The organism is Pseudomonas rustica (assembly GCF_018336155.1).
In the GTDB taxonomy this organism is placed as follows: domain Bacteria; phylum Pseudomonadota; class Gammaproteobacteria; order Pseudomonadales; family Pseudomonadaceae; genus Aquipseudomonas; species Aquipseudomonas rustica.
The window spans coordinates 554,940-579,957 of sequence record NZ_JAGYHF010000001.1; the positions used below are offsets into that span (position 1 = coordinate 554,940).

21 protein-coding genes, 1 tRNA gene and 1 pseudogene are annotated in these 25,018 nt (G+C 58.8%); 12 read left to right on the forward strand and 11 right to left on the reverse strand.

Going from position 1 to position 25,018, the window contains the following annotated elements:
* Positions 1-23 precede the first annotated feature (23 nt).
* Both KFS80_RS02570 and arcD (KFS80_RS02575) read right to left on the reverse strand, forming a co-directional pair.
* A pseudogene (locus KFS80_RS02570) lies at positions 24-875 on the reverse strand (DNA-3-methyladenine glycosylase family protein); the annotation flags it as partial.
* Positions 872-2,299 carry an arginine-ornithine antiporter gene (gene arcD, locus KFS80_RS02575; protein WP_053123047.1) on the reverse strand — a complete coding sequence of 476 codons (1,428 nt, stop codon included), beginning with the start codon at positions 2,297-2,299 and terminating at the stop codon, positions 872-874. The pseudogene KFS80_RS02570 and the gene arcD (KFS80_RS02575), both read right to left, overlap by 4 nt.
* Before the next feature lie 496 nt (positions 2,300-2,795).
* Here arcD (KFS80_RS02575) and arcD (KFS80_RS02580) point away from each other — a divergent pair, with 496 nt between their 5' ends.
* The 12 genes from arcD (KFS80_RS02580) (at position 2,796) to KFS80_RS02635 (ending at position 17,720) form a co-directional block, all read left to right on the forward strand.
* A complete protein-coding gene (arcD, locus tag KFS80_RS02580; RefSeq protein ID WP_053123050.1) occupies positions 2,796-4,223 on the forward strand; it encodes an arginine-ornithine antiporter in 1,428 nt (475 codons plus the stop codon).
* Positions 4,224-4,258: 35 nt separating this feature from the next.
* Positions 4,259-5,515, forward strand: coding sequence for an arginine deiminase (gene arcA / locus KFS80_RS02585; protein WP_053123052.1), 1,257 nt, complete (start codon positions 4,259-4,261; stop codon positions 5,513-5,515).
* Positions 5,516-5,584: 69 nt separating this feature from the next.
* The gene (locus KFS80_RS02590; protein ID WP_053123054.1) at positions 5,585-6,595 is read left to right on the forward strand and encodes an ornithine carbamoyltransferase; all 1,011 of its coding nucleotides are present in this window, start codon (positions 5,585-5,587) and stop codon (positions 6,593-6,595) included.
* Between the two features lie 141 nt (positions 6,596-6,736).
* The gene (gene arcC, locus KFS80_RS02595; RefSeq protein WP_053123056.1) at positions 6,737-7,666 is read left to right on the forward strand and encodes a carbamate kinase; all 930 of its coding nucleotides are present in this window, start codon (positions 6,737-6,739) and stop codon (positions 7,664-7,666) included.
* A 62-nt stretch (positions 7,667-7,728) separates the two neighbouring features.
* Positions 7,729-8,091 (forward strand): DUF5064 family protein, encoded by a 363-nt coding sequence (locus KFS80_RS02600; protein ID WP_053123058.1) that lies wholly within the window; start codon positions 7,729-7,731, stop codon positions 8,089-8,091.
* Between the two features lie 232 nt (positions 8,092-8,323).
* Entirely contained in the window at positions 8,324-9,832 is a 1,509-nt protein-coding gene (locus KFS80_RS02605) for a sigma-54-dependent transcriptional regulator (RefSeq protein ID WP_212543892.1), read from the forward strand.
* 576 nt (positions 9,833-10,408) lie between these two features.
* On the forward strand, positions 10,409-10,792 hold the full coding sequence (gene gcvH / locus KFS80_RS02610) for a glycine cleavage system protein GcvH (RefSeq protein ID WP_159812526.1): 384 nt from the start codon (positions 10,409-10,411) through the stop codon (positions 10,790-10,792).
* Positions 10,793-10,803: 11 nt separating this feature from the next.
* Positions 10,804-13,656, forward strand: coding sequence for an aminomethyl-transferring glycine dehydrogenase (gcvP, locus tag KFS80_RS02615; protein ID WP_212543893.1), 2,853 nt, complete (start codon positions 10,804-10,806; stop codon positions 13,654-13,656).
* A gap of 201 nt (positions 13,657-13,857) precedes the next feature.
* Positions 13,858-15,234, forward strand: coding sequence for an L-serine ammonia-lyase (locus tag KFS80_RS02620; RefSeq protein WP_212543894.1), 1,377 nt, complete (start codon positions 13,858-13,860; stop codon positions 15,232-15,234).
* A gap of 159 nt (positions 15,235-15,393) precedes the next feature.
* Complete coding sequence (gene gcvT, locus KFS80_RS02625; protein ID WP_212543895.1) at positions 15,394-16,518, forward strand: glycine cleavage system aminomethyltransferase GcvT; 1,125 nt, start codon at positions 15,394-15,396, stop codon at positions 16,516-16,518.
* Positions 16,519-16,921: 403 nt separating this feature from the next.
* A complete protein-coding gene (locus tag KFS80_RS02630) occupies positions 16,922-17,134 on the forward strand; it encodes a cold-shock protein (protein WP_003227496.1) in 213 nt (70 codons plus the stop codon).
* 97 nt (positions 17,135-17,231) lie between these two features.
* Positions 17,232-17,720, forward strand: a complete 489-nt coding sequence (locus KFS80_RS02635) for an RDD family protein (RefSeq protein ID WP_212543896.1) — start codon at positions 17,232-17,234, stop codon at positions 17,718-17,720.
* Positions 17,721-17,803: 83 nt separating this feature from the next.
* Here the strand turns inward: KFS80_RS02635 and nadA are convergent, their stop codons facing one another.
* From nadA to tolR, 9 genes are all read right to left on the reverse strand, one after another.
* Positions 17,804-18,862 (reverse strand): quinolinate synthase NadA, encoded by a 1,059-nt coding sequence (nadA, locus tag KFS80_RS02640; RefSeq protein WP_008080237.1) that lies wholly within the window; start codon positions 18,860-18,862, stop codon positions 17,804-17,806.
* A 271-nt stretch (positions 18,863-19,133) separates the two neighbouring features.
* Positions 19,134-19,209, reverse strand: a tRNA-Lys gene (locus KFS80_RS02645).
* Between the two features lie 62 nt (positions 19,210-19,271).
* Positions 19,272-19,964 (reverse strand): 7-cyano-7-deazaguanine synthase QueC, encoded by a 693-nt coding sequence (gene queC, locus KFS80_RS02650; RefSeq protein ID WP_053123071.1) that lies wholly within the window; start codon positions 19,962-19,964, stop codon positions 19,272-19,274.
* A gap of 1 nt (position 19,965) precedes the next feature.
* Complete coding sequence (gene queE / locus KFS80_RS02655) at positions 19,966-20,613, reverse strand: 7-carboxy-7-deazaguanine synthase QueE (protein WP_159812532.1); 648 nt, start codon at positions 20,611-20,613, stop codon at positions 19,966-19,968.
* 166 nt (positions 20,614-20,779) lie between these two features.
* A complete protein-coding gene (gene ybgF, locus KFS80_RS02660; protein ID WP_053123074.1) occupies positions 20,780-21,622 on the reverse strand; it encodes a tol-pal system protein YbgF in 843 nt (280 codons plus the stop codon).
* 6 nt (positions 21,623-21,628) lie between these two features.
* Complete coding sequence (gene pal / locus KFS80_RS02665) at positions 21,629-22,126, reverse strand: peptidoglycan-associated lipoprotein Pal (protein ID WP_003178634.1); 498 nt, start codon at positions 22,124-22,126, stop codon at positions 21,629-21,631.
* A 52-nt stretch (positions 22,127-22,178) separates the two neighbouring features.
* Positions 22,179-23,459 (reverse strand): Tol-Pal system beta propeller repeat protein TolB, encoded by a 1,281-nt coding sequence (gene tolB / locus KFS80_RS02670; RefSeq protein ID WP_172680149.1) that lies wholly within the window; start codon positions 23,457-23,459, stop codon positions 22,179-22,181.
* 17 nt (positions 23,460-23,476) lie between these two features.
* A complete protein-coding gene (gene tolA, locus KFS80_RS02675; RefSeq protein ID WP_053123075.1) occupies positions 23,477-24,556 on the reverse strand; it encodes a cell envelope integrity protein TolA in 1,080 nt (359 codons plus the stop codon).
* Positions 24,556-25,008 carry a protein TolR gene (gene tolR, locus KFS80_RS02680; protein WP_161806672.1) on the reverse strand — a complete coding sequence of 151 codons (453 nt, stop codon included), beginning with the start codon at positions 25,006-25,008 and terminating at the stop codon, positions 24,556-24,558. The genes tolA and tolR overlap by 1 nt, the downstream gene beginning before the upstream one ends.
* Positions 25,009-25,018: the final 10 nt, after the last annotated feature.

Here is a 25,018-nt window from a genome sequence, read left to right on the forward strand (position 1 = left end):
GGGAGAGGGCTGGGGTGAGGGTGACTCAAAGACGCCCACAAAACCTGCGCCGCATACCCGCGATAAGGCCGCCAACCCTCCGCCCGCACAGCCAATTCCCGCGCCGTCGGCCGCTGTCCTTCCAACACTTCCAACGCCCGCAACAACCCGACATCGCCATGGGGAAACCCATCCAGATCGCGCAATTGCCGCAGCGCAATGTACTGCGCCGTCCACTCGCCAATCCCGTGCAACGCCAGCAACCGCGCCACCCCGCCTTCGCGATAAGGCTCAAATAATGCAGGATCATCAAGCAACGCCTGCGCCACGCCCGACAGTGTCCGCCCTCGACTCTTGGGCATCCCCAACGCTGCCAAATCCGCCTCAGCCAACACACAGGCCTCAGGAAACACATAACTCAAACCCGGCACCGTCGATTGCAACGGCGCGCCATACTGAGCCACCAATTTCCCCGCCAAGCGAATTGCCGCCACCACGGTAATCTGCTGCCCGAGCACTGCACGAAACGCCAGTTCCAAACCATCCCACGCCCCCGGAATGCGTAACCCGGGACGCCTGGCCATCAACCGCGCCAGCAGCGGATCCCGCGCAAGATGCCCTTGCATCACTGCCACATCCGCATCCAGATCGAACATCCGCCGCAACCGCCGAACAATCTCCGGCAGCGCCTGCGAATCAGGAAAATCCACTTCAACCGCCAGCGAATCACCAGCACCGGGCCACACTGAAACCGTGCCATGCACCCCGTTCAACCCGATGCTGCGCGAGTACACGCCATCGACCACGGCCTCCATCCCGACCACCGCCCGCGCCGTGAGAAAACCCAGCATCGCCTCCCAGTCATACGGCGGTTGATAGGCCAGCGCCAACCTCACAACGACAGCATGCCGCTGTACAAGCCATACGCCGCCAGACCCGCACCGATAATGACGACGGTAAAGATGCCCTTCTCAATAGACGTGAAAATCGGCTCGCCCTGCTCATGTTTGGCCTTGGCAAACAGGATCACCCCCGGCGCATACAGCAGCGCCGACAGCAGCAAATATTTCACCCCGCCGGCGTACAGCAACCACACCGCATAACCCAGGGCGATGCCGCCGATCAGCAAATCCTTGGTGCGTTCGGCCGAGGCGTGTTCGTAGGTTTCGCCACGCCCGCTCAGCAGCACGGCATACGCCGCCGACCACAGATACGGCACCAGAATCATCGACGACGCCAGATAAATCAGGCTGGTGTAGGTGCCCGCCGAAAACAGGGTGATCAGCAGGAAAATCTGGATCATCGCGTTGGTCAGCCACAACGCGTTCACCGGCACGTGGTTTTTGTTTTCCTTTTTAAGGAACGCCGGCATGGTTTTGTCTTTGGCCGTGGCGAAAAGGATTTCCGCGCAGAGCAGCGCCCACGACAGCAGCGCACCGAGCAGCGAGATTGCCAGGCCGATGCTGATCAGCAGCGCGCCCCACGGCCCGACGATGTGTTCCAGCACCGCGGCCAGCGAAGGGTTTTGCAGGTTGGCCAGTTCCGGCTGGCTCATGATCCCCAGCGACAGCACGTTGACCAGCACCAGCAGCGCCAGCACACCGATAAAACCGATCACGGTGGCGCGGCCGACGTCGCTGCGTTTCTCCGCGCGCGCTGAATAGACACTAGCGCCTTCGATGCCGATAAACACGAACACCGTGACCAACATCATGTTGCGCACTTGATCCATGACATTGCCGAAATTAGGGTTGCTGGTGCCCCAGATGTCGCGGGTAAAAATGTCGGCCTTGAAGGCGACGGCGGCGATGACGATGAACATGATCAGTGGCACGATCTTCGCCACCGTGGTCACCTGATTGATGAACGCTGCCTCTTTGATCCCGCGCATCACCAGAAAATGCACGCACCACAACAGCACCGAAGCGCAGCCGATGGCGATCGGCGTATTGCCCTGACCGAACACCGGAAAGAAGTAGCCGAGGGTGCTGAATAAAAGGACGAAATAACCGACGTTACCCAGCCAGGCGCTGATCCAGTAACCCCACGCCGATGAAAATCCCATGTAGTCGCCGAACCCGGCCTTGGCATAGGCGTAGACACCGGAATCCAGTTCAGGCTTGCGGTTGGCCAGAGTCTGAAAGACGAACGCCAGCGTGAGCATGCCGATCGCGGTGATGCCCCAACCGATCAATATCGCCCCGGCATCGGCCCGCGCCGCCATGTTCTGCGGCAGCGAGAAAATCCCCCCACCAATCATCGACCCCACCACCAGAGCGATCAACGCGCCTAGGCGCAGCTTTTGCGTCGGTTGCGACATTCAAATCTCCCTTCCTGATCAACGAATTCTCAATTTCCAGCCAAACCTCAGGATCCACCCAAACCCCAGATGCACCGAACCCCTCACCACAGGTTTATGACTTAACTAACTAAATGGGTAAAGAGTAAGTACGTTTATTAGATAACGCCAACAAATGCCCATTTATATATAGCCGATCACGCTAACGCCTAGCACGCTCAGACAATTTTGTGCGCTGATCCTAATAAATCAATTCTGTACTGAAAACAGACGCGGAAAATTTGCCAATCCGCCAAAACGAACTAGCGTCATAATTCGAAAGTAATAATAGCCATTCCCAAGCATGTAGCCACAAAGCGTCTAAATCGGGCTTCGCAGACGATAGCTTTATGCCTTCAGCCGATTCATAAGTCATTCATTAACAATGGAATGTGACCATGCACTGATCTAAGTCAGCTAACTGAACAGACAACAGAACTACGCTGTGATCTCTCTTCTCCTGCAATGGAGTCATGCAATGTCTGAAGCTCCCGGAAAACTACGACTCGGTGCACTGGTTGCGTTGGTAGTCGGTTCAATGATCGGTGGCGGGATATTCTCTTTGCCACAAAACATGGCCGCCAGCGCCGACGTTGGCGCCGTGCTGATCGGTTGGGCCATCACCGCTGTCGGCATGCTCACCCTCGCTTTTGTCTTTCAAACCCTCGCCAATCGAAAGCCTGACCTGGACGGCGGTGTCTACGCCTACGCCAAGGCCGGTTTCGGCGACTACATGGGTTTCTCGTCCGCCTGGGGTTACTGGATCAGTGCCTGGCTGGGCAACGTCGGTTACTTCGTTCTGCTGTTCAGTACCCTCGGCTACTTCTTCCCGATTTTCGGTGAAGGCAACACTGTCGCAGCCGTGATCGGCGCCTCGGTGCTGTTGTGGGCCGTGCACTTCCTCGTCCTGCGCGGGATCAAGGAAGCGGCGTTCATTAACCTTGTGACCACGGTCGCCAAGGTTGTGCCGCTGGTGCTGTTCGTCTTGATCGCGATTTTCGCCTTCAAACTGGACATCTTCACCGCCGACATCTGGGGCATTAAAAACCCGGATCTGGGCAGCGTGATGAACCAGGTGCGCAACATGATGCTGGTCACCGTGTGGGTGTTCATCGGCATCGAGGGCGCGAGCATCTTCTCGGCCCGCGCGGAAAAACGCTCGGACGTCGGTAAAGCCACCGTGATCGGCTTCATCACCGTGCTGCTGTTTCTGGTGCTGGTGAACGTGCTGTCGCTGGGCATCATGACTCAGCCGGAACTGGCGAAACTGCAGAACCCGTCGATGGCCGCCGTGCTTGAGCATGTGGTCGGTCACTGGGGCGCGGTGCTGATCAGCGTCGGTCTGATCATTTCGCTGCTGGGTGCGCTGCTGTCGTGGGTGCTGCTGTGTGCGGAGATCATGTTCGCCGCCGCCAAAGACCACACCATGCCGGAGTTCCTGCGCAAGGAAAACGAGAACCACGTACCGGTCAACGCCCTGTGGCTGACCAACGCGATGGTGCAGATTTTCCTGATCATCACCCTGTTCTCGGCGAGTACTTACCTGTCGCTGATCTACCTCGCCACTTCGATGATTCTGGTGCCGTATCTGTGGTCGGCGGCGTATGCGCTGCTGCTGGCGGTGCGCGGCGAAACTTACGAAGGCTTTGCCGCCGAACGGCGCAAGGATCTGATTATCGGCGGCATCGCGCTGATCTATGCGGTGTGGCTGCTGTATGCCGGCGGGGTCAAGTACTTGCTGCTCTCGGCCCTGCTCTACGCACCTGGCGCGATCCTGTTCGCCAAAGCCAAGCTGGAACTGAAACAACCGATTTTCACTAATGTCGAGAAGCTGCTTTTCGCCGCGGTGATCGTGGGTGCCCTGGTGGCAGCCTACGGTCTCTACGACGGCTTCCTGACGCTGTAATACCCGACTAATTTGTCATCTGGAGGATCACTGAAATGACCACGGAAAAAGTTAAGTACGGCGTACATTCCGAAGCCGGCAAACTGCGCAAAGTCATGGTTTGCTCCCCAGGTCTGGCCCACCAGCGGCTGACCCCGAACAACTGCGATGAGCTGCTGTTCGACGACGTGCTCTGGGTTGCCCAGGCCAAGCGCGACCACTTCGACTTCGTCACCAAGATGCGCGAGCGCGGCATCGATGTGCTGGAAATGCACAACCTGCTGACCGACATCGTCGCCATCCCTGAGGCGCTGGACTGGATTCTCGAGCGCAAGGTCACCGCCGATTCGGTGGGCCTGGGCCTGATCAACGAAGTCAAATCCTGGCTGAAAAGCCTCGAGCCACGGCACATCGCCGAGTTCCTGATTGGCGGCGTGTCCGCTGATGATCTGCCGGACAGTTTCGGCGGCAAGACCATCCAGATGTTCCGCGATTTCCTCGGCCACTCCAGCTTCATTCTGCCGCCGCTGCCGAACACCCAGTTCACCCGCGACACCACCTGCTGGATCTACGGAGGCGTGACGCTGAACCCGATGTACTGGCCAGCGCGCCGTCAGGAAACCCTGCTGACCACCGCCATCTACAAATTCCATCCACAGTTCACCAACGCCGAATTCGAAATCTGGTACGGCGACCCGGACAAGGATCACGGCAGCTCCACCCTTGAAGGTGGCGACGTCATGCCAATCGGCAACGGCGTGGTGTTGATCGGTATGGGCGAGCGCTCGTCCCGTCAGGCCATCGGCCAACTGGCGCTGAACCTGTTCAAGAACAAAGCCGTGGAAAAAGTCATCGTTGCCGGCCTGCCGAAATCCCGCGCGGCGATGCACCTCGACACCGTGTTCAGCTTCTGCGACCGCGACCTCGTGACGATTTTCCCGGAAGTGGTCAATCAGATCGTCGCCTTCACCCTACGACCTGACGAAGGCAAACAGGGCGGCATCGACATCCGCCGCGAAGAAGGCACTTTCCTCGACACCGTGGCCAAGGCCCTCAATCTGAAAGCGTTGCGCGTGGTGGAAACCGGCGGCAACAGCTTCGCCGCTGAACGCGAGCAATGGGACGACGGCAACAACGTGGTGGCCGTGGAACCGGGCGTGGTCATCGGCTACGACCGCAACACTTACACCAACACCCTGCTGCGCAAGGCCGGCGTGGAAGTCATCACCATCAGCGCCGGTGAACTGGGCCGAGGCCGTGGCGGTGGCCACTGCATGACCTGCCCAATCGTGCGCGACGCAATCGACTACTAAACCTCTGAGCCTTGGCCGTCACTTACAACGTGCGGCCAGGGGGATAACCGACACCGAAGGAGATCCATCATGGCTTTTAACATTCACAACCGTAACCTGCTCAGCCTGGAACACCACACTCCACGTGAGCTGCGTTACCTGCTCGACCTGTCCCGCGACCTCAAACGCGCCAAGTACACCGGCACCGAGCAGCAGCACCTGAAGGGCAACAACATCGCCCTGATCTTCGAAAAAACCTCGACCCGTACCCGTTGCGCGTTCGAAGTGGCGGCGTATGACCAAGGCGCCAACGTCACCTACATCGACCCGAACTCTTCGCAGATCGGTCACAAAGAAAGCATGAAAGACACAGCCCGCGTGCTGGGTCGCATGTACGACGCCATCGAGTACCGTGGCTTCAAACAGGAAATCGTCGAAGAGCTGGCCAAGTTCGCTGGCGTACCGGTGTTCAACGGCCTGACCGATGAATATCACCCAACGCAAATGATCGCCGACGTGCTGACCATGCGTGAACACGCCGACAAGCCGATTCACGAAATCAGCTACGCCTACCTTGGCGATGCGCGTAACAACATGGGTAACTCGCTGCTGCTGATCGGCGCCAAGCTCGGCATGGACGTGCGCATCTGCGCGCCAAAAGCCCTGTGGCCACTGGATGATCTGGTTGAGCGTTGCCACAAATATGCCGAAGAAAGTGGCGCGCGCATCACCCTGACCGAAGACCCGAAAGCCGCGGTCAAAGGCGTCGACTTCATCCACACCGACGTCTGGGTGTCGATGGGCGAGCCGGTTGAAGCGTGGGCCGAGCGTATCCAGCAACTGCTGCCGTATCAGGTCAACGCCGAGTTGATGAAAGCTTCCGGCAACCCGCGCACGAAGTTCATGCACTGCCTGCCGGCATTCCACAACAGTGATACCAAAGTCGGCAAGCAAATCGCCGAACAGTATCCGCACCTGAAAAACGGCATCGAAGTGACCGACGACGTGTTCGAGTCCCCAGCCTGCATCGCCTTCGAGCAAGCGGAAAACCGCATGCACACAATCAAGGCGATTCTGGTCTCGACCCTCGCTGATCTGTAACCACTGCTTATCCATGATCGTTCCCACGCTCCCGCGTGGGAATGCATCCCGTGACGCTCTGCGTCACAGCGGACGCGGAGCGTCCGTGGCGGCATTCCCACGCAGAGCGTGGGAACGATCACTACGAAAAGGACATGCACCATGCGTATCGTCGTAGCTCTGGGCGGTAACGCCCTGCTTCGCCGTGGTGAGCCGATGACCGCTGACAATCAGCGCGCCAACATCCGCATCGCCACCGAGCAAATCGCCAAAATCCATGCCGGCAACCAACTGGTCATCGCCCACGGCAATGGCCCGCAAGTCGGTCTGCTGTCGCTGCAAGCGGCGGCCTACACCTCCGTCACTCCTTACCCGCTGGACGTGCTCGGTGCCGAAACCGAAGGCATGATCGGCTACATCATCGAACAGGAACTGGGCAACCTGCTCGATTTCGAAGTGCCGTTCGCCACGCTGCTGACCCAGGTTGAAGTCGACGCCAACGACCCGGCGTTCAAGAATCCAACCAAACCGATCGGCCCGGTTTACGACAAAGCCGAAGCGGAAAAACTCGCTGCTGAAAAAGGCTGGGCGATTGCGCCGGACGGCGATAAGTACCGTCGTGTGGTGGCCAGCCCACGCCCAAAACGCATTTTCGAAATCCGCCCGATCAAGTGGTTGCTGGACAAGGGCAGCATCGTGATTTGCGCCGGTGGTGGCGGGATTCCGACCATGTATGACGAGAACCGCAACCTCAAGGGTATCGAAGCGGTGATCGACAAAGATCTGTGCTCTTCGCTGCTCGCCGAGCAACTGGAAGCGGATCTGCTGGTAATCGCCACCGACGTCAACGCGGCGTTCATTGATTACGGCAAACCAACGCAGAAAGGCATCGCCGAAGCGCATCCGGATGAACTCGAGCGCCTCGGTTTCGCCGCCGGTTCGATGGGGCCGAAGGTGCAGGCAGCCTGCGAATTTGCGCGCCATACTGGCAAGGTCGCGGTGATCGGTTCGCTGGCGGACATCGAAGCCATCGTTCAGGGCACCGCCGGTACACGCGTGACCACAGCGAAGCCTGGCATCACTTACCGATAATTAGAAACGGCGGGGGCAGGCCCAGGGTCTGCCCTCTTTCCATGCCTTGAAAGGAGTTCCTCATGGCCCAGTTTGAACCCGGTCATTTGCACATCGAGCGGCATGCGTTGACCGACGATGACGTCAATTACAACGTCTGCCTCGACTATGAAGTGTTCACCGATCCGCAAAAAGGCAAAGGGATACAGTTCACCCTGCACGGCAATATGCAGGGCAAGGACATGAAGGAAACGTTTTTCCTGCCCAAGGAAGAGGCCTACAACTTCGCCCGCGACGTGACCCGGATTGCCGAAAAATACGGGATTCCCAAGACGCACAGCCAGATCGGCTCGGTGCACAAACATTACGATCTGATGTTTGAGGACATCCGCAAGCAGCTGAATATGCAGTCCGGGGATCCGGTTAATCCTGAGCATTTCGAGTAACCGTCAAGATCAAAAGATCGCAGCCTTCGGCAGCTCCTACATCGATTGATCGTTCCCACGCTCTGCGTGGGAATGCCGCCACGGACGCTCCGCGTCCGCTGTGACGCAGAGCGTCACGGGATGCATTCCCACACGGAGCATGGGAACGATCAGCGCAAGACACAGATTTCACCATTAGCCCGCCCCAAGGCATACTTGCCACCCTCCGCTCTGCAGATCACTGAACCGCCCCATGCGTATCCACGTCAGTTTCATCGACCGCGTCGGCATCACCCAGGAAGTCCTGGCTATCCTCGGTGGGCGCAACCTCAATCTGGATGCGGTGGAGATGATCCCGCCGAACGTCTACATCGACGCGCCGACCCTGAGTCCGACAGTGCTCGAAGAGCTGAAAGATGCGTTGTTCCGCGTGCTCGGCGTGGAAGCGGTGACCGTGGTCGATATCCTCCCCGGCCAGCGTCGGCACTTGCAACTCGATGCCTTGCTCGCGGCGATGACCGATCCAGTTCTAGCCCTCGACAGCGCCGGCAAAGTCTTGCTTGGCAACCCGGCATTGATCGCCCTCTACGGTCGCGAACCGGCCGGCGAAAGCGTCTCCGAATTGTTCAACGACCCCGGCCTGCTCGACACGCTGCTCGAACACGGCTTCCGCCTGCCGCTGCGCGAAATCACCGTCAATGGTCAGACTCTGCTGCTCGACGCCACGCCAATCACCGACGCCGGCGCCCTGCTCACGTTGTATCAACCCAACCGCATCGGAGAGCAACTCTCGGCGCTGCACCACGATCACGCCGAAGGTTTCGATGCGCTGCTCGGCGAATCCCCGGCGATCCGCACCCTCAAGGCCCGCGCTCAACGTGTGGCAGCCCTCGATGCGCCGCTGTTGATTCAAGGCGAAACCGGTACCGGCAAAGAACTGGTCGCCCGCGCCTGTCACGCGATCAGTGCGCGGCACAACGCGCCGTTTCTCGCCCTCAACTGCGCAGCGCTGCCGGAGAACCTCGCCGAGAGCGAGCTGTTCGGCTACGCCCCCGGCGCCTTCACCGGTGCGGCGCGTGGCGGCAAACCGGGGCTGATGGAGCTGGCCAACCAGGGCACGGTGTTTCTCGATGAGATCGGCGAGATGTCGCCGTACTTGCAGGCGAAATTGCTGCGCTTCTTGAATGACGGCAGCTTCCGTCGCGTGGGCGGTGATCGTGAGGTGAAGGTCAACGTGCGCATCCTTAGCGCGACCCACCGCGATCTGGAAAAAATGGTCAGCGAAGGGTCGTTCCGTGAGGATCTGTTCTATCGCCTCAACGTGCTCAACGTGGAAGTGCCGCCGCTGCGTGAACGCGGTCAGGATATTCTGCTGCTGGCGCGCTACTTCATGCAGCAGGCTTGCGCGCAGATTCAGCGCCCGGTCTGCCGCCTCGCCCCGGGCACTTACCCGGCGCTGCTCGGCAATCGCTGGCCGGGCAATGTGCGGCAATTGCAGAACGTGATCTTCCGCGCGGCGGCGATTTGCGAAAGCAGCCTGGTGGACATCGGCGACCTCGACATCGCCGGCACCTCGGTGGCGCGGCAGACTGACAGCGATGTCGACAGCCTCGAACAAGCGGTCGAGTCGTTCGAGAAAGCGCTGCTGGAAAAACTCTACGTCAGCTACCCCTCGACCCGGCAACTGGCGAGCCGCCTGCAGACCTCGCATACCGCTATCGCCCATCGCCTGCGCAAATACGGCATCCCCAACAAACCGTAACTCCTTTTGCACACTTATCAAATCCGACGCCGCGCCCTTGTAGGAGCAGAGCTTGCTCGCGAAAGCGGCCTTTCAGTTGCAATTAATGGTGACTGACAGACCGCTTTCGCGAGCAAGCTCTGCTCCTACATTTTGAACTGTGTTCCAGATTGTTTTCTGTAGGAGTTGCCGGAGGCTGCGATCTGTTGACTTTGAATGTGTATTGGCCGGGACAAGATCGCAGCCTTCGGCAGCTCCTACAGTTCGGGTTTCCAATTCAACAATTGTATTTCCTGCTTAAAAGCGACCTTTATCTGTACTGAAAGCGCTACAGCGGAATGATGTCGTTACACCCTCCTCTGATCACCGCTGTGCAAGGCTTTGATCCGGTTCAGCTTTTCTCCTCGCCCTGTGCTGTAGCGATTTCGCTACACACACCACTGAGTCACATCCGTCCAAATCACTCAAGTCATTGATTTATAAACATAAATCAACCTTGGCCGCGTTCTTGCTAATCAACCCTTCATAAATAAAGGGCTTCCCTGCCCAAGCCTTCCACCGCGTCCACCAGACGAGTCTGGCCCCTGAGGAGTTTCCATGAGCGAGTTGCGTTTTACTGAAGATCACGAATGGCTGCGCACCGAAGCTGACGGCAGCGTTACTGTCGGCATCACCGCTTTCGCGCAGAACGCCTTGGGCGACGTGGTGTTCGTGCAACTGCCTGAATTGCAGGCGTACGACAAAGGCGCCGAAGCCGCCACCGTGGAATCGGTGAAAGCCGCCAGCGGCGTGTACATGCCCCTCGACGGCGAAGTGCTGGCAACCAACCCGGCGCTGGAAGACAGCCCGGAACTGGTCAACGAAGATCCGCTGGGCGAAGGCTGGTTCTTCCGCTTCAAGCCAAGCGACGCCGCCGCTGTCGGCAAACTGCTCGATCAGGACGCGTACGACCGTCTGATCAAAGCCCAAGCCGAAGCCTGAGGAACACCGACATGACTCAAGTAAACCTTGGCACCGCCAACGAATTCATCGCCCGTCACATCGGCCCGCGCGCCGGTGACGAGCAAGCCATGCTCAACAGCCTCGGCTTCGATTCGCTCGAAGCGTTGAGCGCCAGCGTTATCCCGGAAAGCATCAAGGGCACCAGCGTGCTCGGCATGGACGACGGCCTCAGCGAAGCCGATGCTCTGGCGATGATCAAAGGCATCGCCGGCAAGAATCAGCTGTTCAAGACTTACATCGGCCAAGGCTATTACAACTGCCACACGCCGTCGCCGATCCTGCGTAACCTGCTGGAAAATCCGGCCTGGTACACCGCTTACACCCCGTACCAGCCGGAAATTTCCCAAGGCCGTCTCGAAGCGTTGCTGAACTTCCAGACCATGATCAGCGACCTCACCGGTCTGCCGATCGCCAACGCCTCGCTGCTCGACGAAGCCACCGCCGCTGCCGAAGCCATGACCTTCTGCAAACGCCTGAGCAAGAACAAGGGCAGCCACCAATTCTTCGCCTCGATCCACAGCCACCCGCAAACCCTCGACGTGCTGCGCACCCGTGCCGAGCCGCTGGGTATTGAAGTTGTAGTGGGCGATGAGCGTGAACTGACTGACGTGACGCCGTTCTTCGGCGCGCTGCTGCAATACCCGGCCGCCAACGGTGACGTGTTCGACTACCGCGAACTGACCGAACGCTTCCACGCCGCCAACGCGTTGGTGGCCGTGGCCGCTGACCTGCTGGCCCTGACGCTGCTGACCGCCCCGGGTGAATTCGGCGCTGACGTCGCCATCGGTTCGGCACAACGCTTCGGCGTGCCGCTGGGCTTCGGTGGCCCGCACGCCGCTTACTTCTCCACCAAAGATGCGTTCAAGCGCGACATGCCGGGCCGTCTGGTCGGCGTGTCGGTTGACCGTTTCGGCAAGCCGGCCCTGCGTCTGGCGATGCAAACCCGCGAGCAACACATCCGTCGCGAGAAGGCCACGTCAAACATTTGCACCGCACAGGTTCTGTTGGCCAACATCGCCAGCATGTACGCCGTCTACCACGGCCCGAAAGGCCTGACGCAGATCGCCAACCGCGTGCATCACCTGACCGCGATTCTGGCCAAGGGCCTGACCGCGCTGGGCGCGACAGTTGAACAAGCCAGCTTCTTCGACACCCTGACCGTAGCCACCGGCGCACAAACCGCCGCACTGCACGACAAGGCGCACGCTGCGCAGATCAACCTGCGCGTGGTCGACGCTCAGCGTCTGGGCCTGTCGGTCGATGAAACCACCACCCAGGCGGATATCGAAACCCTGTGGGGCCTGTTTGCCGACGGCAAGACCCTGCCGGACTTCGCTGCGCTGGCCGCTTCGGTACAGAGCACCATTCCTGCTTCGTTGGTGCGTCAGTCGCCAATCCTCAGCCACCCGGTGTTCAACCGTTATCACTCGGAAACCGAGCTGATGCGCTACCTGCGCAAACTGGCAGACAAGGATCTGGCACTGGATCGCACCATGATCCCGCTGGGCTCGTGCACCATGAAACTCAACGCCGCCAGCGAAATGATCCCGGTGACCTGGGCTGAATTCGGTGCCCTGCACCCGTTCGCCCCGGCCGCGCAAAGTGCCGGTTACCAGCAATTGACTGACGAACTGGAGGCGATGCTCTGCGCCGCCACCGGTTACGACGCGATCTCGCTGCAACCGAACGCCGGTTCGCAAGGTGAATACGCTGGCCTGTTGGCGATTCGTGCTTATCACCAGAGCCGTGGCGATGAGCGTCGCGACATCTGCCTGATCCCGTCGTCCGCCCACGGCACCAACCCGGCCACCGCCAACATGGCTGGCATGCGCGTGGTCGTGACTGCATGCGATGCGCGCGGCAACGTCGATATCGAAGACCTGCGCGCCAAAGCCATCGAGCACCGCGAACACCTCGCCGCGCTGATGATCACGTACCCGTCGACCCACGGCGTGTTCGAAGAAGGCATCCGCGAAATCTGCGGGATCATTCATGACAACGGCGGCCAGGTGTACATCGACGGCGCCAACATGAACGCGATGGTCGGCCTCTGCGCACCGGGCAAGTTCGGCGGCGACGTCTCGCACCTGAACCTGCACAAAACCTTCTGCATCCCCCACGGCGGTGGCGGCCCGGGCGTCGGCCCGATTGGCGTCAAGTCGCACCTGACGCCGTTCCTGCCCGGCCACGGCCAGATGGAACGCAAAGAAGGCGCGGTCTGCGCAGCACCGTTTGGCAGCGCAAGCATTTTGCCGATCACTTGGATGTACATTCGCATGATGGGCGGCGCCGGTTTGAAGCGCGCTTCGCAGTTGGCGATCCTCAATGCCAACTACATTTCACGTCGCCTCGAAGAGCACTACCCAGTGCTGTACACCGGCAGCAACGGTCTGGTGGCGCATGAGTGCATTCTGGATCTGCGTCCGTTGAAAGACAGCAGCGGCATCAGCGTTGATGACGTCGCCAAGCGCCTGATCGACTTCGGCTTCCACGCGCCGACCATGTCCTTCCCGGTCGCCGGCACGCTGATGATCGAGCCGACCGAAAGCGAATCCAAGGAAGAACTGGACCGCTTCTGCGACGCCATGATCCGCATCCGCGAAGAAATCCGCGCGGTGGAAAACGGCACACTGGACAAGGACGACAACCCACTGAAAAACGCTCCGCACACCGCAGCGGAACTGGTTGGCGAGTGGACGCACCCGTACAGCCGCGAGCAAGCCGTTTACCCGGTTGCATCGTTGGTTGAAGGCAAATACTGGCCACCGGTCGGTCGTGTCGACAACGTCTTCGGCGACCGCAACCTGGTCTGCGCCTGCCCGTCGATCGAAAGCTACGCTTAAACGTGTTGGGGGATCAGTTCCATCGATCCCCCACACACCGCAAACCCCTGTAGGAGCCGAGCTTGCTCGCGAAAGCGGTGTATCAGATAGCTAATAAGTTGACTGACACACCGCTTTCGCGAGCAAGCTCAGCTCCTACAAGGGAGTGCGGCGAACCGTGAAATCCGCCAATTCCTATAACAAGAAACCGGAGAACCACTCATGTCGTTAAGCGTGTTCGACCTGTTCAAGATTGGCATCGGCCCCTCCAGTTCCCACACCGTTGGCCCGATGCGTGCTGCTGCGCGCTTCGCCGAAGGTTTACGCCGTGAAAACCTGCTGACGGCCACCGCCAGCGTTCGTGTCGAGTTGTACGGTTCCCTCGGCGCTACCGGCAAAGGTCACGGCAGCGACAAAGCCGTGCTGCTCGGCCTCGAAGGCGAACACCCCGACACCGTTGATACCGAAACCGTCGCCGCGCGCCTGCAAGAAATTCGCGGCAACGCTCGCTTGAACCTGCTCGGTGAACACAGCATCGCGTTCAACGAGAAAGAACATCTGGCGATGATCCGCAAGCCGCTGGCCTATCACCCCAACGGCATGATCTTCCGCGCCTTCGATGCGGCGGGCCTGCAGATCCGCAGCCGCGAGTACTACTCGGTCGGTGGTGGTTTTGTCGTCGATGAGGACGCGGCCGGTGCCGACCGCATCGTCGAAGACGCCACGCCGCTGACTTTCCCGTTCAAAAGTGCCAAGGACTTGCTCGGTCATTGCACCACCTACGGTCTGTCGATCAGTCAGGTGATGCTGACCAACGAAAGCGCCTGGCGCCCGGAAGCGGAAACCCGCGCCGGCCTGCTGAACATCTGGCAAGTGATGCAGGACTGCGTCGCTGCCGGTTGCCGTAACGAAGGTATTTTGCCGGGTGGGTTGAAGGTCAAACGCCGAGCGGCAGCGTTGCACCGGCAACTGTGCAAGAACCCGGAATCGGCGCTGCGCGACCCGTTGTCGGTGCTCGACTGGGTCAACCTCTACGCCTTGGCGGTCAATGAAGAAAACGCCAACGGCGGGCGTGTGGTCACTGCACCCACCAACGGTGCGGCGGGGATTATTCCGGCGGTGCTGCATTACTACATGCGTTTTATCCCCGGCGCGAATGACGACGGCGTGGTGCGCTTTCTGTTGACCGCTGCGGCCATCGGCATTCTCTACAAGGAAAACGCGTCGATCTCCGGCGCCGAAGTCGGTTGTCAGGGTGAAGTCGGCGTGGCCTGTTCGATGGCGGCCGGCGCGTTGTGTGAAGTGCTCGGTGGCACTGTTCAGCAAGTCGAGAACGCCGCAGAAATCGGCATGGAGCACAACCTCGGCCTCACCTGCGACCCGATTGGCGGACTGGTGCAGGTGCCGTGCATCGAGCGCAATGCGATGGGCTCGGTGAAAGCCATCAACGCAGTGCGCATGGCCATGCGCGGCGACGGCCAGCATTTCGTCTCCCTCGACAAAGTCATCCGCACCATGCGCCAGACCGGCGCCGACATGAAAAGCAAATACAAAGAGACCGCCCGCGGCGGTCTGGCGGTCAACATCATTGAATGCTGAACCTTATTTAACGTCGCCTCCCTCAGGGAGACGATCGCACTTAGCCCCCTCTCCCTCCGGGAGAAACGTAACTAACTCCCTCTCCCTCCGGGAGAGGGCTGGGGTGAGGGGCTCTTGATCTTGCCCTTACCCCAACCCCAAATTTTCAAGGAGCCACGCATGTCCACCGAACAACTGTCGAAAACTCCACTTCACGCGCTGCACATCGAACTCGGCGCCCGCATGGTGCCGTTCGCCGGCTACGACATGCCGGTGCAATACCCGCTCGGCGTGATGAAAGAACACCAGCACACCCGTGAACACGCCGGGCTGTTCGACGTCTCGCACATGGGCCAGATCCGCCTGACCGGCGCCAACGCCGCCAAAGCCCTGGAAACCCTGGTGCCGGTGGACATCATCGACCTGCCGGTGGGCATGCAGCGTTACGCCATGTTCACCAACGAGACCGGCGGCATCCTCGATGACCTGATGGTCGCCAACCTCGGCAACGACGAACTGTTCCTGGTGGTCAACGCCGCGTGCAAGGATCAGGATCTCGCCCATCTGCAAAAACACATCGGCGACCAGTGCACCATTACAGAGCTGTTCGAAGAGCGCGCCCTGCTGGCGCTGCAAGGCCCGGCAGCCGTTACGGTGCTGGCGCGCCTTGCACCTGAAGTCGCGAAGATGACCTTCATGCAATTCAACCGCGTGTCGTTGCTGGGCGTGGATTGCTTCGTCAGCCGGTCGGGCTACACCGGTGAAGACGGTTTCGAAATCTCCGTTCCTGCCGCCGATGCAGCAAAACTCGCCCGTGCCCTGCTCGCCGAACCGGAAGTCCAGGCCATCGGCCTCGGCGCCCGCGATTCGCTGCGCCTCGAAGCCGGCCTGTGCCTGTACGGCCACGACATGAACACCGAAACCACACCGATCGAAGCCAGCCTGTTGTGGGCGATCTCCAAGCCCCGTCGTGCAGACGGCGCGCGGGCCGGTGGTTTCCCGGGTGCAGAGCAGGTATTCGCACAGCAACAGAATGGCGTCGCACGCAAACGCGTCGGCCTGCTGCCGCAAGAACGTACCCCGGTGCGCGAAGGCGCAGAAATCGTCAACGAAGCCGGCGAGATCATCGGCAACGTGTGCAGCGGTGGTTTCGGCCCGACTCTTGGCGGGCCTTTGGCGATGGGTTACCTCGACAAGGCTTATAACGCGATCGATACCGTCGTATGGGCCATCGTGCGTGGGAAAAAGGTGCCAATGCTTGTAAGCAAAATGCCATTTGTTCCGCAACGCTACTACCGTGGTTGATTGACTGTTTCTATAAGTAACGCGGTTGCGTTAAACGTGCACTAATGTGTAACGCAACCGCCATAAAACAGTGCATCTCCCACCCTTCTATTCGAATATGAACTTTGCTTATAACGATCGAAAACAATTGAACAAGCGAATCGCCTAAGCCGCACTAGTGAACTGACTAATTGCCATCAAGCGTAGGCAAACCGGGCCTTCACGGGGGCTTGTTTTTTCTCCCGTAGTTGGCGTAGAGTTTGTTCACTGTGTTTGCATGGGTCAGCTTTGAATCGTGACCTGGGCAGTAGCCTACAAGTTAGCTACATCCCGTTCGACGTCTTCTTACTCTCCTGCAACCAGCCCCAGTACTCTTTCATGTGAAAGAGACTGTCATTAATTTTTGCGTCAAAGGAAATAAGAAATGTCCACACGTCAGAGCGGTACCGTCAAGTGGTTTAACGACGAGAAAGGTTTTGGTTTTATCACTCCAGAAAGCGGTCCGGATCTGTTCGTGCATTTCCGCGCCATTCAGGGCAACGGCTTCAAGAGCCTGAAAGAAGGCCAGAAAGTGACTTTCGTTGCTGTGCAAGGCCAGAAAGGCATGCAGGCTGACGAAGTACAAGCAGAAGCCTAATCTTCTGTAACGAAAAAGCCCCTGATATTGATATCAGGGGCTTTTTTGTGCGCGCGAACCCGTAAAATGGCGCTTCCTTTCGCGTCCAGAGGCTGCCATGTCGAAAAACCTGCTCACTCCCCAGGGCGATTTTCCTGCCGTTGGCCTGGGCCGTCGTCTGGCCGCGATGTTCTATGACTTTTTGCTGTGCACGGCACTGTTGATCGTCACCGGTTTCATTTACAAACTGATCCAGGCCGCGATCATCGGCGAAGAACGCCTGCGCGTGCTGACCGATGCCGGAAAAATGGACGGCGATCCGCTGTATTCGACGGTACTGTTGTTGGTGCTGTTTGGATTCTTTGCCAAGTTCTGGACACATGGCGGGCAGACCCTGGGCATGCAGGTGTGGGGGATTCGCGTGCAGAACGCGGATGGCAGTGCGATCAGCCTGTGGCAGGCGCTGTTGCGGTTTATGGTGTCGATTGCGTCGTGGCTGTGCGTGGGGCTGGGTTTCTTCTGGTCGCTGTACGACAAGCAGAAACGCACTTGGCATGACATCTATTCGGATACGCGCGTGGTGCGAATCCCGAAGAAACAAAAGTAAGCGCCCACAAAAAAAGATCGCAGCCTTCGGCAGCTCCTACAGGGATCGATGTAGGAGCTGCCGAAGGCTGCGATCTTTGGCTTTTAGGCGTTACCGGCGAGCTTCATCCGTGCAGCCTGGGTGAAGTCGAGCATGCGCTTCAACGGACGAATCGCCTGCGGAATCAGCGCCGGATCGACAAAGATCTCGTTTGTGCCTTCCTTCAAGCTCTTCAGCGTGCGCTCAAGGGTGTTCATGGCCATCCACGGGCAATGTGCGCAACTGCGGCACGCTGCGCCGTTACCGGCGGTTGGCGCCTCGATGAAGACCTTGTCCGGGCACAGCTGCTGCATCTTGTAGAAGATGCCACGGTCGGTCGCGACGATCAGCGTCTTGTTTGGCAACGACTGTGCAGCGGCAATCAGCTGACTGGTCGAGCCCACGGCGTCTGCCAGCTCGATCACCGAGGTCGGTGACTCCGGGTGCACCAGAATCGCGGCGTCCGGGTACAGCGCTTTCATGTCTTCGAGCTGCTTGGACTTGAACTCCTCGTGGACGATACAGGCACCGTCCCACAACAGCATGTCGGCGCCAGTCTTGCGCTGGATGTAAGTCCCCAGGTGCTTGTCAGGGCCCCAGATAATCGTCTCGCCGTTGTCCATCAGGCTTTCGACGATCTCCAGCGCGCAACTCGATGTCACCACCCAGTCGGCTCGCGCTTTAACAGCAGCGGAGGTGTTGGCGTAGACCACCACCGTACGCTCCGGGTGCTGATCGCAGAACGCCGAGAACTCATCGACCGGGCAACCCAGATCCAGCGAGCAGGTTGCCTCAAGCGTTGGCATCAGCACGCGTTTTTCCGGGTTGAGAATCTTCGCGGTCTCGCCCATGAACTTCACGCCGGCGACCACCACGGTCTTGGCCGGGTGGGCGTTGCCGAAGCGCGCCATTTCCAGGGAGTCGGACACGCAACCGCCGGTTTCTTCGGCCAGAGCCTGAATCACCGGGTCGCAATAAAAGTGGGCAACCAGCACCGCGTCCTGAGCCTTGAGCTCGGCGGCGATGGCGGCACGGTAATAAGCCTCTTCCTCAGCCGTCAGCGGTTTGGGCTGTTTGGCATCGAGGTGGGCTTGAACCAGAAGGCGTTCGGAAATCTGCGTCATGTTCGCAAGACCTGCAGGCGCGTTCGCGCGAAAGTCGAGTATACACCCGGCTCCGGACCGCTTGAGGGTACCGCCGGGAGAGTGAGTATTATCAGGCACGGACAGCATTGAAGCTGCGCAAGGCTACAGAATATCCCGTTGATACAAAAGATCATTCTGACCTGCGTCAGCGCTGCTGCCACTGAAGCGACGCGGGGCCGAATTGCAGGCAAAAAAAAACCCGGAAATCCTCACTTGCGTGGGCCTTCCGGATTTTCTAAACCGCCAAAAATGGTGGGTCGTGTGGGATTCGAACCTACGACCAATTGGTTAAAAGCCAACTGCTCTACCAACTGAGCTAACGACCCGCTGTGTGGTGGCGCGTATAATACTGATTTTTAAGGACTATTCAACACCTTTTTGAAAATAATCAAAAATAAGGTGTTGGGTCGTCCACACCAGCGGCCGCGAAGCCTTCTGCACGCAGGCGGCAGCTGTCGCATTTGGCGCACGCGCGGCCTTCATCGTCGGCCTGATAGCAGGAAACGGTGAGACCATAATCAACGCCCAGCTTCACGCCGGCCTGGACGATCTGCGCCTTGCTCAGGTTCTGCAACGGCGCCTGGATGCGGAAGCCATTGCCTTCCACGCCAGCCTTGGTTGCCAGGTTGGCCATGCGCTCGAACGACTCGATGAACTCGGGACGGCAATCCGGGTAACCGGAATAGTCCACCGCGTTCACACCGATAAAGATGTCGCGCGCGCCGAGCACTTCTGCCCAACCCAATGCCAACGACAGGAACACGGTGTTACGTGCCGGCACGTAGGTCACCGGAATGCCTTCGCCGAGTTCTTCCGGAATGTCGATGCTGGTGTCGGTCAGGGCCGAGCCGCCCATGCCGTTCAGGTTCAGGCCAATCACTTTGTGCTCGACCACCCCCAAATCGCGGGCGACGCGTGCAGCGGCGTGCAATTCGGCGTGGGAGCGCTGACCGTAGTCGAAGCTCATGGTGTAGCAGGCGTAACCTTCAGCGCGGGCCATGGCCACGACCGTTGCCGAGTCGAGACCACCGGACAGCAGGATTACCGCACGTTTTTCGTTAGTGTTCAGTTGTTCAGTCATATCAGCGCCCCGGCTCATCATTCCATAGATATTTATGCAGCTGCAGTTGCAACCGCACTGGCAGGTTGTCTGCCACCACCCAGTCCGCCAGATCCCTGGCATTGAGGTCATGATGACTTGGCGAAAACAGCACTTCGCCCGCACGTCGATCAAGCCCGTACTGAATCAGTTTCGATACCGCCCAGTCATAGTCTTCCCGCGAGCAGATGACAAACTTCACCTGATCGTTGGGGGTCAGCAATTCGATATTTTCGTAACGGTTGCGATGGGCTTCTTTCGAACCCGGCGTTTTCAGGTCAACCACGCGACTGACGCGCGGATCGACCGCCGAGACGTCGAGGGCGCCGCTGGTTTCCAGCGAGACCTCGTAACCGGCATCACACAACTGTTTAAGCAGAGGAATGGCATTGGGTTGTGCCAGCGGCTCACCGCCGGTGACACAAACGTAGCGAGGACGAAATCCGGCCACTTGCTCGAGGATGTCGTCGAGGCTGCGCACGGTGCCGCCACTGAACGCATAGGCGCTGTCGCAGTATTGGCAACGCAAAGGGCAACCGGTCAGGCGCACAAAAACAGTGGGCAGCCCGGCAGTCCGCGTTTCCCCCTGCAAAGAGTAGAAAACTTCGGTGATTCTCAATGTGTCTTGCATAGTCGCCACGGGCGTAACAGCTAAACAGGCTGTCCGCCTCCGTCAGGCACCTCAGGCAATCCCGCCAACGCGTAGACCGCAAGAAGCGTGTTTCAGAAAAAGGGCGTGAATTCTAACGAAAAAACCCGCGACAAGCGCGGGTTTCTTCTTGAAAGGTCAAACGGCCTTACATGCGTTGCAGATCGCGTTGGGCCAACTGAGCGGCGGAGGTACCCGGATATTGGGCCACCACCTGCTGCAGAATGCCTTTGACCTTGTCGGTGTGACCAAGGCGGCGCTCTACATCAGCCAGCTTGTACAGCGAATCCGGCACTTTGGCGTGCTTGGGATACAGCTGCGAAACCTTGGCGAAAGCCTGACCCGCACCTTGCAGATCGCCTTTGGCCAGGTTCACTTCGCCCAACCAGTACTGGGCGTTGCCCGCGTATTGGCTGTTCGGGTATTTGCGCAGGAAAGCGGCAAAAGCCTGGCTGGCCTTGTCGAAATCCTTGGCTTTGATCAGGTCGAAAGCGGCATCGTAATACAGCTTTTCTTTGGCCGGATCAGCCGGTTCGCTACCCGCAGCCGGGGCCTGGGTTGCTGCAGCAGCAGCCCCTGCACCAGCGGCAGCACCGGCAGCAGCGCTTGCGTCGCCACCGGCAGAAGAATTCTCGGGAGTCGCGGCAGGTGCAGCACCGGATCCTATGCGCCGATCAAGATCCTGGTATCGCTCCAGGGATTCCTGCTTCATGCGCGCAACCTGATTTTGCAGTTCTTCAATCACGCCTTGCTGGCGCGAGATCTGATCCTGCATCTGTTGCAATTGGTTGAACAGCATGCCTTGTGCCGAGGCAGGGGCCGAAGCCGCTCCCCCGGCATAGGCGCCGTTCGTACCGTAACCTGCAGGCGGATAACTGCTCCCGCTATTGTTATAACCGGAGTTGTCATCGACCACAGGAACCGCAGCCCACGCCGCAAGCGGCGCGAGGCTGAGAGCCAGAACAGTTACAGCACGACGGCACGTTCGCATATCGAATTACTTACGCAGTTCGACGCGACGGTTTTGAGCCCAGGACTGCTCGTCGTTGCCGGTAGCAACTGGACGCTCTTCGCCGTAGGAAACCAGTTCCAGCTGAGCTGGGGAAACACCTTGCAGTACCAGGTAGCGTTGAACGGCTTTCGCACGACGCTCGCCCAGTGCCATGTTGTACTCACGAGTACCACGTTCGTCGGTGTTGCCTTCCAGAACAACGCGAGCGCCGTTTGCTTTCAGGTCTTTGGCGTGAACGTCCAGAGCGCGCATGGCTTCTGGCTTCAGGTCCGAGCTGTCGTATTCGAAGTAGAAGGTGGTGATTGCGCGCAGAGCAGCTTCTTCGCTCAGGGAACCGTCAACGGCACCAGTGTTTGCGCCGTAACCAGCGTTTGGATCAACAGCGCCTTCACCGGCGTTGTCGCCGCCTTTGGACGAGCAACCTACAGCTACAGCCATGGCCAGAGCCAGCGCAGCAAATTTACCAAACTTCAGCATTTCCATCGTGAAACTCCTAATGAACCCCAGTGTGTTAAGTAAAACGTGTAGCGCCCGCTCACTTCAGGTAAGGGGACCAGGACGGTTCTCTGACTTCGCCTTGAGCGGTAGGAAGCGGGAGCCTAACGCGTCCATTAATGGACACGAGCATCAAGACTCCCCGGCCCTGTTGGCGGGTGGCGTAGATTACCATGGTGCCGTTGGGCGCAACAGTAGGCGACTCGTCCAGAGTGCTATCAGTGAGGATCTTTACACTACCTCGCTGCAAATCCTGGGCTGCCACCTTGAAATTAGTGAAACCGTCCTGACGATGGATCATCACCAGGGTCTTTTCATCCGCCGACAATTTAGGGTTGGCGTTGTAGTTACCGATGAAGGTCACTCGCTCCGCACCGCCGCCACTGGCGCTGGTCTTGTAGATCTGTGGCTTGCCGCCGCGATCCGAGGTGAAGTAGATGGTCGAACCATCCTTGCCCCAGTACGGTTCGGTGTTGATGCCTGGACCTGCGGTCACGCGAGTGATCTGACGCGAAGCCAGGTTCATCACGTAAATGTCCGGGTTACCGTCTTTCGACAGGACGAACGCCAGACGATCACCATTCGGCGACCAGGCCGGTGCACCGTTCAAACCTTCGAAGTTGGTAATCTGCTCACGGCGACCAGTGTCGATGTTCTGCATGAAGATGCGCGGACGGCGCTGTTCAAACGAAACATAAGCGATGCGCTTGCCATCCGGTGCGAAACGCGGCGACAGGATCGGCTCACGCGATTGCAGCAGAGTCACGGCGCGAGCACCGTCGTAGTCCGAACGTTGCAGGGTGTAGCGAGTGTTCTTCTCGGAGAAACGCTCGGCCGTCACGTACAGCAGGCGAGTCGAGAACGCACCCGGGATACCGGTGAGTTTTTCGAACGACTGGTCAGCAATGAAGTGCGCCATGTCGCGGATTTGATCCGTGGTACCGGAGACGCTGCCGTCAGCCACTTTCTGCTCGGTGGCAACGTTGAACAGCGCCCATTGCACCTGCAAGCGACCGCCGGCTGGAGCAATGCTGCCGACCATCATGTATTGAGCTCCCACCGCCTTCCAGTCACGGAAGATGATTTCGCTCGGCTGGCTTGGCTGGCTGATCATGTTTTGCTTTGGAATCGGCGAGTAGTAGCCCGAGTTACGCAAATCGTTACCAATGATTTCAGCCATGTCGTCCGGCAGGACGGCACCGCCCTGCATACCAAACGGTACAACCGCGATCGGAGTAGCCCGATCACTGCCGCTGGTAACCAGAATGTTCTTTTCATCAGCCATCGCGATCCCTGCCATGCAGCAGATCACGACCAGCATTCCTCGAAGAAGGTTTCTCACAAGGCTAGATCCTCAGGTGTGAATGTCATCTTGAATGAACGATACGGAGCGAAATCGCTCGGCTTCATTCCCTGCATTTCTGTCAAACGTCCAATATTCTTCACTGCCGCCACTGCCGAAGCATCAAACGGACCGTCGCCGCTGGACTTGGACACGCTGACCGAAGTCACCGTACCGTCCGGCAACATGCCGATTTGCAACACGACCGTCATGCCTTTACGTGCCGAAGGTGGTCGAGCCCAACCTTCTGCTGCTCGCGCACGAATCAGGTCATCGAAACTGCCCGCGACTTCGTCACCCTGCTCATCCGCCAAAGCCTGCTGGCGCTGCGGCGTGTCGGAAAGCAAATCGGCCAAGGCCTGAGCCTTTTTGTCTTCGGTCGATTTACGTGCCGCATCCTGCGCTTTCTTCTTCGCAGCATCGGCAGCAGCTTTCTTCTTCGCTTCGTCGGCGACTTTCTTCTTCGCCTCGTCAGCTTCAGCTTTCTTCTTGGCGTCGTCGGCGGCTTTCTTCTTCGCGTCTTCGACAATCTTCTTCTTGGCTTCTTCAGCGGCCGCTTTCTTGGCCTCTTCTTCAGCAGCCTTTTTGGCTTCGTCTTCGGCTTTCTTCTTGGCTATATCAGCCAATTGTTTCTCTTCTGCCTTTTTCGCCTCAGCCTTTTTCGCGTCGTCGGCTTTTTTGGCTTCATCAGCCTTTTTCGCTTCGTCCGCTTTTTTCGACTCGTCGGCCTTCTTGGCTTCCTCGGCTTTTTGAGCCGCTTCTTCTTTCTTTTGTTCCGCCGCAGCCTTGATCTCTTCCTGCTCGACCTTTTTCTGCTCCATCTGCTCGACTTCGGTCTGACGCGCGGCGGATTTCTTCGCCTCACCCGCAATCTTCTGATTGGTCTGGGTGGTTGCCTGACTTTTCGATTTCAGCTGGTACAGGGTCGCCTGGACAATCGGTTTGGCCGGCGGCAGCTCTGGTGTAAAGGCGAAACTGACGAACAGCATGCCGAACACCAGCACGTGCAGGACAATTGCCAGAACACTAGGCCAGAAGTAGCTTTCCGAGGCGGACGGCTCTCGCTGTTGCTGCATCAGGGGGCCTCGGTAATCAAACCAACATTACCGACCCCGGCTTTCTGCAACCCGCCCATGGCGCCCATGACGGAACCATAATCGACGGTCTTGTCACCGCGGATGAAGACCTGGGTACGCTTGCCGCCTTCGGTGCCGGCACGAATGATCTTGGTCACCGCGTCGGTCATTTGCGGCAGGGTCATGGCCCTGTCCTGTTGCTTCTCGGTATCGACTTCGCTGCCAAGGTTCCAGTAGTAGGTCTTGTCAGCCTTGATCGAAATGGTCAGGACTTGCGTGTTGTTGTCCTGCGGCAAGGCTTCGCTGGAAACCTTGGGCAGATCAACTTTCACGCCCTGATTGAGCATCGGCGCGGTCACCATGAAGATGACCAGCAGCACCAACATCACGTCGATGTAAGGCACCACGTTCATCTCGGCGACCGGCTTGCGCTTTTTGCGAGCTCGAGCGATTAAAGCCATT

Bases quoted from the DNA above. Each gene is read 5' to 3' on its own strand.
- pal (WP_003178634.1), bottom strand. From the start codon at position 22,126: ATGGAAATGCTGAAGTTTGGTAAATTTGCTGCGCTGGCTCTGGCCATG.
- arcD (WP_053123047.1), bottom strand. From the start codon at position 2,299: ATGTCGCAACCGACGCAAAAGCTGCGCCTAGGCGCGTTGATCGCTCTG.
- arcA (WP_053123052.1), top strand. From the start codon at position 4,259: ATGACCACGGAAAAAGTTAAGTACGGCGTACATTCCGAAGCCGGCAAA.
- gcvT (WP_212543895.1), top strand. From the start codon at position 15,394: ATGTCCACCGAACAACTGTCGAAAACTCCACTTCACGCGCTGCACATC.
- KFS80_RS02600 (WP_053123058.1), top strand. From the start codon at position 7,729: ATGGCCCAGTTTGAACCCGGTCATTTGCACATCGAGCGGCATGCGTTG.
- KFS80_RS02620 (WP_212543894.1), top strand. From the start codon at position 13,858: ATGTCGTTAAGCGTGTTCGACCTGTTCAAGATTGGCATCGGCCCCTCC.
- nadA (WP_008080237.1), bottom strand. From the start codon at position 18,862: ATGACGCAGATTTCCGAACGCCTTCTGGTTCAAGCCCACCTCGATGCC.
- arcC (WP_053123056.1), top strand. From the start codon at position 6,737: ATGCGTATCGTCGTAGCTCTGGGCGGTAACGCCCTGCTTCGCCGTGGT.
- tolA (WP_053123075.1), bottom strand. From the start codon at position 24,556: ATGCAGCAACAGCGAGAGCCGTCCGCCTCGGAAAGCTACTTCTGGCCT.
- gcvP (WP_212543893.1), top strand. From the start codon at position 10,804: ATGACTCAAGTAAACCTTGGCACCGCCAACGAATTCATCGCCCGTCAC.
- KFS80_RS02630 (WP_003227496.1), top strand. From the start codon at position 16,922: ATGTCCACACGTCAGAGCGGTACCGTCAAGTGGTTTAACGACGAGAAA.
- queE (WP_159812532.1), bottom strand. From the start codon at position 20,613: ATGCAAGACACATTGAGAATCACCGAAGTTTTCTACTCTTTGCAGGGG.
- KFS80_RS02635 (WP_212543896.1), top strand. From the start codon at position 17,232: ATGTCGAAAAACCTGCTCACTCCCCAGGGCGATTTTCCTGCCGTTGGC.
- KFS80_RS02590 (WP_053123054.1), top strand. From the start codon at position 5,585: ATGGCTTTTAACATTCACAACCGTAACCTGCTCAGCCTGGAACACCAC.
- KFS80_RS02605 (WP_212543892.1), top strand. From the start codon at position 8,324: ATGCGTATCCACGTCAGTTTCATCGACCGCGTCGGCATCACCCAGGAA.
- tolB (WP_172680149.1), bottom strand. From the start codon at position 23,459: ATGCTGGTCGTGATCTGCTGCATGGCAGGGATCGCGATGGCTGATGAA.
- arcD (WP_053123050.1), top strand. From the start codon at position 2,796: ATGTCTGAAGCTCCCGGAAAACTACGACTCGGTGCACTGGTTGCGTTG.
- queC (WP_053123071.1), bottom strand. From the start codon at position 19,964: ATGACTGAACAACTGAACACTAACGAAAAACGTGCGGTAATCCTGCTG.
- gcvH (WP_159812526.1), top strand. From the start codon at position 10,409: ATGAGCGAGTTGCGTTTTACTGAAGATCACGAATGGCTGCGCACCGAA.
- ybgF (WP_053123074.1), bottom strand. From the start codon at position 21,622: ATGCGAACGTGCCGTCGTGCTGTAACTGTTCTGGCTCTCAGCCTCGCG.